Annotated in this window: 10 protein-coding genes and 1 pseudogene; 5 read left to right on the forward strand and 6 right to left on the reverse strand. The window is 76.7% G+C overall.

What is annotated here, in order from left to right; genetic code table 11:
- From PSR1_RS19265 to PSR1_RS19275, 3 genes and pseudogenes are all read right to left on the reverse strand, one after another.
- Positions 1 to 210, reverse strand: a pseudogene (locus tag PSR1_RS19265) (peptidase M23); the annotation flags it as partial.
- Positions 207 to 971 carry a 5'/3'-nucleotidase SurE gene (surE, locus tag PSR1_RS19270; protein ID WP_059439044.1) on the reverse strand — a complete coding sequence of 255 codons (765 nt, stop codon included), beginning with the start codon at positions 969 to 971 and terminating at the stop codon, positions 207 to 209. The gene surE and the pseudogene PSR1_RS19265, both read right to left, overlap by 4 nt.
- Positions 972 to 1,058: 87 nt before the next feature.
- Positions 1,059 to 1,562, reverse strand: a complete 504-nt coding sequence (locus PSR1_RS19275) for a MarR family winged helix-turn-helix transcriptional regulator (protein ID WP_059439045.1) — start codon at positions 1,560 to 1,562, stop codon at positions 1,059 to 1,061.
- A gap of 155 nt (positions 1,563 to 1,717) precedes the next feature.
- Here PSR1_RS19275 and PSR1_RS19280 point away from each other — a divergent pair, with 155 nt between their 5' ends.
- The gene (locus PSR1_RS19280; RefSeq protein WP_059439046.1) at positions 1,718 to 3,484 is read left to right on the forward strand and encodes an ATP-binding protein; all 1,767 of its coding nucleotides are present in this window, start codon (positions 1,718 to 1,720) and stop codon (positions 3,482 to 3,484) included.
- A gap of 34 nt (positions 3,485 to 3,518) precedes the next feature.
- Positions 3,519 to 3,998, forward strand: coding sequence for a YbhB/YbcL family Raf kinase inhibitor-like protein (locus PSR1_RS19285; protein WP_059439047.1), 480 nt, complete (start codon positions 3,519 to 3,521; stop codon positions 3,996 to 3,998).
- A gap of 3 nt (positions 3,999 to 4,001) precedes the next feature.
- Here the strand turns inward: PSR1_RS19285 and PSR1_RS19290 are convergent, their stop codons facing one another.
- A complete protein-coding gene (locus PSR1_RS19290; RefSeq protein WP_059439048.1) occupies positions 4,002 to 4,472 on the reverse strand; it encodes an aminoacyl-tRNA deacylase in 471 nt (156 codons plus the stop codon).
- A gap of 150 nt (positions 4,473 to 4,622) precedes the next feature.
- On the opposite strand from PSR1_RS19290, the gene PSR1_RS19295 reads away from it, so the two are divergent.
- On the forward strand, positions 4,623 to 5,135 hold the full coding sequence (locus PSR1_RS19295; RefSeq protein ID WP_237758155.1) for a hypothetical protein: 513 nt from the start codon (positions 4,623 to 4,625) through the stop codon (positions 5,133 to 5,135).
- On the opposite strand, the gene PSR1_RS19300 is transcribed toward PSR1_RS19295, so the two are convergent.
- Both PSR1_RS19300 and rarD read right to left on the reverse strand, forming a co-directional pair.
- Positions 5,132 to 6,202 (reverse strand): 4Fe-4S binding protein, encoded by a 1,071-nt coding sequence (locus PSR1_RS19300; RefSeq protein WP_059439049.1) that lies wholly within the window; start codon positions 6,200 to 6,202, stop codon positions 5,132 to 5,134. The two genes, PSR1_RS19295 and PSR1_RS19300, sit on opposite strands and share 4 nt — an antisense overlap.
- A gap of 126 nt (positions 6,203 to 6,328) precedes the next feature.
- The gene (rarD, locus tag PSR1_RS19305) at positions 6,329 to 7,234 is read right to left on the reverse strand and encodes an EamA family transporter RarD (RefSeq protein ID WP_059439050.1); all 906 of its coding nucleotides are present in this window, start codon (positions 7,232 to 7,234) and stop codon (positions 6,329 to 6,331) included.
- Positions 7,235 to 7,351: 117 nt separating this feature from the next.
- Between rarD and PSR1_RS19310 the strand changes: the two genes are divergently transcribed.
- Complete coding sequence (locus tag PSR1_RS19310; protein WP_059439051.1) at positions 7,352 to 7,813, forward strand: universal stress protein; 462 nt, start codon at positions 7,352 to 7,354, stop codon at positions 7,811 to 7,813.
- Positions 7,814 to 7,849: 36 nt separating this feature from the next.
- Positions 7,850 to 8,836 (forward strand): dihydroorotate dehydrogenase-like protein, encoded by a 987-nt coding sequence (locus tag PSR1_RS19315; protein WP_059439052.1) that lies wholly within the window; start codon positions 7,850 to 7,852, stop codon positions 8,834 to 8,836.
- The last annotated feature ends 203 nt before the right edge of the window (positions 8,837 to 9,039 follow it).

The raw sequence follows: 9,039 nt of genomic DNA on the forward strand, positions 1-9,039 counted from the left end.
GTAGGCGCGGGCGATCCGGTACAGCGTCTCGCCGCGCCGCACCACGTGGACGATGCCGGCCAGCGCCGGCTCGTCGTGGCCCGCCGGCGCCTGGAGCGGGATGGGCAGGGGCCGCGCCGCGGGCTCCGAGGGGCGGATCACCGGCGGCTTGGCGGGGCAGCCGGAGAGGAGCGCGAGCGCCGCGGCGGCGAGGGCCGCCCGGCGGATCACGGCACCGGCTCCTTGGCGTACCCGGGCACGGTCCAGCTCCGCAGCTCCTGGAACATCGGATCGTGCGTGACGTCGAGGTGGATCGGCGTCACCGCCGCGAGCCGCTCCAGCAGCACCGCGTTGCAGTCGGAGCCGGGGATGTCCTCGTTCTGCACGCGGCCCTCGCCGCCGATCCAGTAGTACTTGCGGCCGCGCGGGTCGATCTTCTCCACCACCTCGTTGCCGTACGTGCGCCGGCCGAGCCGCGTGAAGCGGTAGCCGCGCACCGGGCCGGGGGGGACGTTCACGTTGAGGAGCACGGGGGCGGGCGGCGGGCGCGCCACCACCTGCCGGGCCAGCGCGGCGGCGAACCGGGCCGCGTCGCGGAAGTCGTGCGGGGGCGGCGCGGCGAGCGACACGGCGACGGCGTTCACGCCGAGCAGCGCGCCCTCCATCGCCGCGGCCACCGTGCCGGAGTACAGCACGTCGTTGCCGAGGTTCGGGCCGTGGTTGACGCCCGAGACCACCACGTCCGGGCGGGCCTCGCGCAGCACCAGGTTGAGCCCCATGTACACGGCGTCGGTGGGCGTCCCGTCCACCGCGTACCAGCGCGGCCCGACCTCGAGGAGCCGCAGCGGCCGGTGCAGCGAGATGGCGTGCGAGGAGGCGGACTGCTCGCGATCCGGCGCCACCACCCAGACCTCGTCGCCGTGGAACGCCTCGGCGAGGGCCCTCAGGCCGGCCGCGTGGACGCCGTCGTCGTTGGAGAGCAGGACCCGCACGCGCGAGAATCTACCACCATCCCCGCGGGCCGCCAGGCGACGCGCCCGGCGATCTCCGCCGGGACCTTCCTCCGCCCGGCGGCGCGATCACCCGAGCCGATCGAGCTCCGCGGCGATGGCGCCGGCGAGGGCGCGCGCGGCGCTCACGGTGCGCGGCTCGACCTGCGCGAGCGCGCGCCGCACCGCGTGCTCCACCGTGCCGCTCTTCAGCGCGTTCAGCTCGCGCCCGCGCCGCGTGAGCCGCAGCAGCGCGCGCCGCGCGTCGCCCGGGTCGGCCACGCGCTCGATCAGCCCGCGCCCGGCGAGCCGCTTCAGCACGCCGGTGAGCGTGCTCGGGTGCAGGTGCAGGATCGCGGCGAGCTCGCCCGCCGAGATCCCCGGGAAGCGGCCGACGATCCGGATCACCAGCCGCTGCGGACCGGTGACCCCGTGGCGCGCCTCCATCCGCTTCGACGCCGACTGCAGCGCGTGGTCCATGGTCCAGAGCGCGCCCATGAACTCCAGCACCGGCCCGAGCTCCGTCCCGTCCGTCCGGTCCCGCTGCGCGGGCTCGCGCCCCCCCGCGCCGTTCCTCTGCGGCTTCCCACCCATGGCGTCAGTTTGTCCCGGCCGGGTCGTTCGTCCAAGCCGAAAGTCGCGCCCGGATGACCTGTTTGGGGTAGCCGCACCGGGCTCCATGTCGCCTTGTAGTCCTCGGAAGGGTGGTGTCGAATGCGGCGACTGGGTGCTCGTCGGGGGAGCGCACCATGGGCCATCGGAAGTCACCGCAGCCGGCCGCGCCGGACGCGTGGGAGTCCGAGCACGCTGCCCGCGAGGCCGCCGAGGCCGCCGCGGCGCGGATCGGGCGACTGCAGGCGGTGACGGCAGCGCTGTCCCGGGCCCGCACGCCCGACGAGGTGGCGGACGTCGCGCTGCGGGAGGGCATCGCCGCGCTGGGCGGCTCCCACGGGTTCCTGCTCGTCCCCGGCAGCGGCGGCCTGCTCGACGTGCTCCGGTCGGCCGGCGTCCCGGAGCGCGTCGCGCGCGCGGCCGGCAGGCTCGACCACACCCCGGCCACCGAGGCGTGGCGCCGGGGAGCGCCGGTGCTGGTGGCGAGCGAGGCCGAACTCGCCGCGCGCTATCCGATGGTGGCCGAGCTGCGCAAGCAGGTGTTGCCGCAGGGCGGCGCCCTCGCGGCCCTGCCGCTCCGCGTGCGCGACCGCGTGATCGGCGTGCTCGCGGTCTCGTTCCACGAGGAGCAGGCGTTCGCGCCGGAGGCGCGCGCGTTCGCCGAGGCGCTCGCGGACCAGGCGGCGCAGGCGCTCGACCGGGCCCGGCTGCTGGTCGCGGAGCGGGTGGCCCGCGCCGCGGCGGTGGCCGCGCAGCAGCGGCTCGCGTTCCTCGACGCGCTCGCGGCGCAGCTCGCGGACCGGCTGGACGAGGCCGAGCTGCTGGACGGCGTGGTGCGGACCGCCGTGCCGGCGCTGTGCGAGTTCGCGGCGGTGCTGCTCCCGGAGCCCGGGGGCGCGCTCGTGCCGGTGGCGCAGGCGGACGCGGCGGGGCTGGGGCCCGAGGCGCTGGCGCTGATCGCCGAGCGGCAGGCGGGGCTCGAGGCGGCGCTGTCCGGCGGGGCGCCGCTCGTGATCGGGCCGACCGAAGGGGGGCCCAGGCCGATGACGGTGGCGGCGGCGGGCCTGTCGGTGCAGGGCCGGAGCCTGGGCGCGCTCGTCGCGGCCAGCGCGGACCCCACCTTCTGCCGCGGGTCCGGCGACCTGGCGCTGCTCTCCGACGTGGCGCGGCGCACGGCGCTGGCGCTCGCGCACGCGCGGCTGTTCCGGGAGGTGCAGCGGGGGGCCGAGGCGCGGGAGGAGTTCCTGCACGTCGCCTCGCACGAGCTGCGCGGCCCGCTCGGCAACCTGCGCCTGGCCGTGGACCTGCTGGCGCGCGACCTGCGCGCGGAGCGGGGGAGCGCGCTCGACGGCCGGCTGCGCAAGGTGGCGCGGCAGGCCGAGCGGCTGGCGCGGCTCTCCGATCTCCTCCTCGACGTGTCGCGCATCTCCGCCGGGCGCATCCAGCTCCAGCCCGAGCCGGCCGACCTCGCCCAGCTCGCGCGCGACGCGGTGGCGCGTACGGCCGACGAGGCGGAGGAGGCGGACTGTCCGGTCGTGCTGGACGCGCCGGCCCCGGTGCCGTGCACCGTGGACGTCCAGCGCCTCGACCAGGTGATCACGAACCTGCTCTCGAACGCCATGAAGTACGGGCGGGGCGGCGAGGTGCGGGTGGTGGTCCGGGCCGGCGAGGGGAGGGCGGTGCTGGAGGTCGCCGACCAGGGGATCGGCATCGCGCCCGAGCACCACGTCCGCATCTTCGAGCGCTTCGAGCGCGCCGCCCCGGCGAGGCAGTACCCGGGGCTCGGGCTCGGGCTCTGGATCGTGCGCAAGCTGGTGGACGCGCACGGCGGGACGGTGCGCCTGGACAGCGCCCCGGCCCGGGGCGCCACCTTCACGGTCGAGCTGCCCCTCGACCGCGGCTGACGGCGCCACCCGCCGCCGGCAGGGAGGAGGCCGCGTGCCGCTCGCCATCGACTCGACCGCGTTCGCCCCGGGGGCCGCGATCCCCGCGCGCCACACCTGCGAGGGCGAGGACGTCTCCCCGCCGCTCCGCTTCTCCGGCGTGCCCGCCGCGGCCCGCGCGCTGGCGCTCGTGGTGGACGACCCCGACGCGCCGGATCCGGCCGCGCCGCGCACGGTGTGGTCGCACTGGATCCTCTACGACCTGCCCCCGGCCACCCCCGGCCTGGCGGAGGGCGTCGAGGCCGCGGCGCTGCCGCCCGGCACGCGCGAGGGGCTGAACGACTGGAAGCGCACCGGCTACGGCGGGCCCTGCCCGCCCATCGGCCGGCACCGCTACTTCTTCACGCTCTACGCGCTCGACGCGCCGCTCGGCGACCTGGGCCGCCCCACCCGCGCGCGCGTGCTCGAGGCGCTCCGCGGGCACGTGCTCGAGCAGGCCCAGCTCATGGGCACGTACCAGAAGCGCGGGCGCTGACCGCTACATCCGGGCCCGGCCCAGCTCGTCCACCACCGTGGCGTGCTCCTCGCGCAGCCACTCGTCGGTGCGCAGCCGGACCGCGTCCTCGTGCGTGCCGCCGCGCATGACGATCCAGGGCTGCTGCGCGAGCGCCGCGTCCACGTAGATGGGCAGCCCGAACACGCCCAGCGGCGGCTCCGCGCCGGCCTCGCACGGCTCGAAGCGGCGCGCGAACGCGGCCTCCGGGACGAACCCGGCCTGCGCCGCGCCGCTCGCGGCCCGCAGCACGTCGAGGTCCACCACGCGGTCGGCGCCCACCACCGCGAGCGCCAGGGCGCCGTCGAGGCTCACCACCACCGTCTTCGCCACCCGCGTCCCGCTCACGTGCTCCGCGGCCGCGAGGCGCTGCGCCGCCACCGCGCGCAGGTGGGTGGTGTGCGCGCAGCCGGGGTGGTGCGCGCGCAGGTACCGGTCGATGCGCTCGGGGATCATGGCGTCCTCCTTCTCCGTCCGCGCTGACCCATATCCACCCCTCCGTCCCGGCGGGAGGCGCCCAGGTGGAACCCCACCCGCGGGCCAGGCGCCCGGCCGCGCTGCGACATGGCGCCGCGGCCCGGCGCCGGGATGCGCTACAGTCCGGAGGTGCCCCCGCCCGCCGATCCCGCCGGCGCGTTCGCGCCCGTGCTGCTGGTCCTCGCGGCCGCGCTCGCCGCGGCGGTGCTCGCCGGCGTCCGGACCGCCGGCGCCCGCGCCTTCGCCCAGCGCGCCGCCGGCGGGGCCGCTGGGGCGGCGGGGGCGATCGCGATCGCGCTCGCGGCGCAGGCGCTCGTCCCGCGCACCTCCGGCGACGCGCTCGTCGGGCTGTACCTGCTGCTCATCGGCCCGGGCCTGTCGGCGCTGGTGGCGGGCGGCGTGCTCGGGGTCGAGGTGCTGACCCGGCGCGGCGTCTCGGTGTTCGGCCTGGCGCGCACCGCGGCCGCGGCGTCGCTCTCGGCGCTCGCCTGGCTCCTCGGCTTCCCGACGCTGTTCGGCCGGCCGGCGTGGGTGGTGGCGGTCGGCTGGGGGCTGGCGCTCGCGGCGGTGGTGGCCGTCTCCGCGGCCGCGCACGGCCTCGGCAGCCGGCGGCGCGCCGGCGCCTCGCGCGCGCCCGGCTAGCCGATCCCCATCACCCGGTACGCCCAGCGGAACGCCTCGGGCGGCACGATCGTCTGCCAGAACCCGGTCGCCGCGGCGACCGCCCAGAACCCGACCATCACCCCGAGCGCCAGCGCCGGCACGAGCCAGGGCGAGAGCGTCCGCGCGCCCTTCCGCGTGACGCCCAGGCAGTCGCGCGTGGTGCACGCCGCGACGCACGACATGCAGCCGGTGCACTCGGTGGAGAGCACGCGGAGCTTGGTGTGGACCTGGATCTCGTTGGGGCAGGCCCGGGTGCAGGCGCGGCAGTCGTTGCAGGCGTCGGGGTCGCGGCGCACCGACACCGGCGAGAACCAGCTCACCACGCCGAGCAGCGCGCCGTACGGGCACAGGTACCGGCACCAGAAGTGCTTCACCACCAGCGACAGGGCCGCGAGGACGCCGACGACGCCGAGGAACGTGGCCGACGGGTGGAGGAGCAGCTCCAGCATCTTCGCGTCGGCGACGAGGTTGTACGGCGCCTGCATGAAGCCCTCGATGGCGGCGAGCGGCATCTGCACGAACACCGTCCAGACGAAGAAGCCGAGCAGGAGGTACTTCAGCGAGGCGAGCGGCAGGTCGAGCCAGCGGGGCACGGCCGGCCAGCCGCGGCGCCACAGGAGCTTGCGGCCGAGCCACTCGAACGCGCGCGAGATCGTGCCCACCGGGCACACCCAGGAGCAGAACGCCTTCCTGGCCACGAGCGCCGTGGTGAGCGCGGCGAGCAGGATGGTGAGGCCGGCCGGGTGGATCTCGTCCCAGTAGCGGGTGAGCAGGAAGCGCTTCAGCGAGACGAGCGCGGCGATGGGGAGGAACGCCTCGACCGACGGCGGGCGCGCCACGTCGATGGGCCCGCCCCCGCGGACCGCGTCGTAGAAGCGCAGGAACTGCCAGCCGACCAGCAGGAGGAACGCGAGGTAGCCGAGCTGCACCGCCCAGCGGATCCGGGGCAGGGCGCGCCACGGGTTGGTCCAGCGGGCGCCGCGCTCGGCGGCGGGTGGGGTCGGGGTCGGCAGCGCGGCGGGGAGGACGTCGAGCTTCGGGATCACGGGGAGCCTTGCGGTGCGGGAGCGGCGCGAACCTAACTCGCGCGCCCCCGCAGCACCATCGGGCGGGGGCTCGGCCGGTGCAACGCCCGGCGCCCCCGATGGATTCCCGCGCCCGGCTCGCGGCCGTCAGGCCGCGCGGGCCGCCTCCGAGGCCGCCGCCTCGACCCGCCGGACGCGCGCGAGCGCGTCCCAGGTGTACGCCGCCAGCGAGGCCCAGATGCAGCCGAAGGCGACGGCGTGGGTGCGGGTGAACGGCTCCCGGAACAGCGCCACCGCGAGCAGGAACTGGAGGGTGGGGGTGACGTACTGGACCAGGCCCATGGTCGAGAGGCGCAGGCTCCGGACGCCGATCGCGAACCAGACCAGCGGGACGGTGGTGACCGGGCCCGCCGCGACGAGCAGCGCCGTGCGCCAGCCGCCGTGGCCGAACGCGCCCTCGCCGCCGGCGCCGCGCAGCACCAGGTAGCCGAGCGCCACCGGGGCGAGCAGCGCGGTCTCGCCCAGGAGGCCGCCGATGGGATCGATGCCGGCGCGCTTGCGGAGCAGGCCGTACAGGCCGAACGAGAGCGCGAGGCTGAGCGGCAGCCAGGGCACCGTCCCGAGCCGCACCACCAGCACCGCCACGCCGGCGCCCGCCAGCGCCACCGCGAACGCCTGCACGCGCGAGAGGCGCTCGCGCAGGAACGCCATCCCGAGCAGCACGTTCACGAGCGGGTTCACGAAGTAGCCGAGGCTCGCCTCGAGCACGCGCCCCGCGTTCACCGCCCAGATGTAGATGAGCCAGTTCGCCGCGATGAGCACCGCGGTCACGACCAGCACGCCGCGCCGGCCGGGGCGGAGCGCCTCCCGGAGCTGGGCGGTCCGCCCGCCCAGGAAGACGATCCCGGCGAGCAGGACCACCGACCACAGCACCCGGTGCGCCAGGATCTCCGGGGCGGGGACGCCGTGCAGCGCCTTGAAGTACAGGGGGAACGCGCCCCACAGCAGGTAGGCGGCGAGCGCGTAGGCGAGGCCTCGGGACCGGGATTCCACGGGGCGGCATCCTAAAGGCGTGCGCGCCGAGGCGCACCGGATTCCCCCCTCCGGCCTGTCCGCCCGGCGGCCCCGAGGTTAGGATCCCCTCCGGACCTCCGGGAAAGAGGGGACGCGATGCCGAACGCGGACTGGAAGCGGATCTGCTGCCCCATCGACTTCTCCGATGCCTCGCGCGCGGCGATGGAGGTCGCCGCCGACCTGGCCCGGCGGAACGCGGGCTCGCTCACGCTCCTCCACGCCTACCCGGTGCCCGGCTACACGTTCCCCGACGGCTCGGTGGTGGCCAGCCCGAAGATGATGCAGGACCTGGCGGAGCAGGCGAAGCGCCACCTCGACGAGTGGCGCCGGGACGCCGAGGCGCTGGGCGCGCCGGCCGTGGACACCGCCACCGCGGTGGGCGAGCCGGCCACCGAGATCGTGTCCTGGGCGGCGGAGCAGCGCGCCGACGTGCTGGTGCTCGGCACGCACGGGCGCACCGGCCTGGAGCACGCGCTCATGGGCTCGATCGCGGAGCGGGTGGTGCGCCGCGCCCGCTGCCCGGTGATCACCGTGCACCCGCAGGGCCCGGCGAAGTAGGGGAGGGCGGCCGGACGGCGCCGCCCGGGGAGACGCATGGCCGACCTCGTCACCGAGTACATGGGGCTCGCGCTGCCGAGCCCGGTCGTGCTCGCCTCGTCCGCCCTGTCGAACCGGGTGGAGAACCTCCAGGCCGCGGAGGCGCACGGCGCGGGCGCGGTGGTGCTCCGCTCGCTGTTCGAGGAGCAGCTCGAGGCGCCCGGCGCGACCATCGCCGCGGCGCTCGACGGCGCGGCCTGGGCGAGCCCCGACGTGCGCGCGCACTTCCCGCCGCAGCGGGTCGGGCCGCACGAGTACCTGTCGCTGGTCGAGCGGGCCAAGCGCGCGCTCGAGGTCCCGGTCATCGCCAGCCTGAACGGCTCGGCCGCGGGCGGCTGGACCGAGTTCGCCCGCGACATCGAGCAGGCCGGGGCCGACGCGCTCGAGCTGAACCTGTACGCGGTGGAGGCGGACCCGGCGGTGAGCGCGGCGGAGGTGGAGGCGCGCTACCTCGACGCGGTCTCGGCGGTGCGCGAGGCGGTGACCATCCCGGTGGCGGTGAAGCTCTCGCCCTACTTCACCGCCCTCGCCCACTTCTGCGCGCGGCTCGACGCGCTCGGCGTGAACGGGATCGTCCTGTTCAACCGCTTCCTGCAGCCCGACCTGTCGCTGGAGCGCATGGCGGCGGTGCCCACCATGTCGCTCTCCACGCCGGCCGAGGCGCTCGTGCCGCTGCGCTGGATCGGGATCCTGCACGGCCGCGTGCGCGCGCACCTCGCCGCCACCACCGGCGTGCACGACGCGCTCGGCGCGGTGAAGCAGCTCCTGGCGGGCGCGCAGGTGGTGCAGGTCGCCTCGACGCTGGTGCGGCACGGGATCCCGCAGCTCGGCAAGATCGTGGCCGGCGTGGACGACTGGCTGGACCGCCGCGGCACCGGCACGGTGGACGAGATCCGCGGGCTGCTCTCGCAGCGCGCGGTGCAGGACCCGGGCGCCTACGAGCGCGCCCAGTACGTCCACCTCATCCTCTCGCAGAACATCTGACGCGCTCGCGCCCGGCCCCGCGTCCGTGGCACCATGCGCGCCACCATGCGCGCCCGCGAGCCCGCCCCCGAGCCCCCGCCTCCGCCCGCGCGCGGCCGGCACGGGCTCGCCGCCAGCTTCGGGTTCGCCTGGACCGGCCTCGCCGAGACCGCCATCCGCGACCGCAACCTCCGCATCCACCTCGCGCTCGGCGTGCTCGCCGC

The sequence above is a fragment of the Anaeromyxobacter sp. PSR-1 genome, assembly GCF_000964525.1.
GTDB lineage: Bacteria > Myxococcota > Myxococcia > Myxococcales > Anaeromyxobacteraceae > Anaeromyxobacter.